This is a genomic window from Vibrio sp. 1641 (genome assembly GCF_033339995.1).
GTDB lineage: Bacteria > Pseudomonadota > Gammaproteobacteria > Enterobacterales > Vibrionaceae > Vibrio > Vibrio alginolyticus.
Genome location: NZ_JAWOVP010000222.1, coordinates 1 through 655 on the forward strand (window position 1 = coordinate 1; position 655 = coordinate 655).

The 655-nt window shown below is 47.8% G+C and carries 1 protein-coding gene; it reads right to left on the reverse strand.

The features are described 5' to 3' along the window. Positions 1-655, reverse strand: a 655-nt coding sequence (locus R7Z47_RS25175; protein ID WP_318130806.1) for a PAS domain-containing protein, incomplete at both ends; no start/stop codon positions are given.

Below are 655 nucleotides of genomic sequence, written 5' to 3' on the forward strand. Positions count from 1 at the left end.
GGTGTTTGGCTTTTGATCAGTTGCTCTAGGCGCTTGGTGAAACCAAATCGGTTATACAGTTTGGTTAAAGAGTCGATATGAGAATCTTCACTGGAGGCTGACGACAGGTGTTTTGGTGTGTCATCCGCATCTTGGATAAGAATAATTTGAGATTCACTGCCTAGAATTGCCGTCGAGTCCGCATGCAATTGGACTTTGCGCTCAAATCCGCAACGCGCGCTAGTCAGGCAAACAAACGGTTTGTCCGAAATAAGCGTGCTGAGTCGGTGACTGAAAACTTTTTTGGTGTTTTCGTCGATGAACAGACGAGAGAGCTCTTCACCGAGCAGCTCGTGAGGGGAGTTAAGCCCAAGCAGACGAGCCGAAGCAGGGTTTGCTGAGATGATGGTGTCATCTTCAATCAGCAGCAGGCCATCGGGCAATAATTGGGTCAGCTTGGCAAATTTGTTTTCGGCTTCTTCCAGAGAGCGGACAAGTATTTGCTTTTCGGAGGTGTCGACGGCGTGAAACACCACGAAACGTACCTCGTTACCTTCATACACTGGTGACAAACTAAAGTGAAGGCTGGTCTCTAAATCGGTTTCATCTAAGGTAATTTCAGCTTCGACATGCACGCCTTTGAATGCGCGTTGGTAGTAAGGTGCCAGCTTCTTAT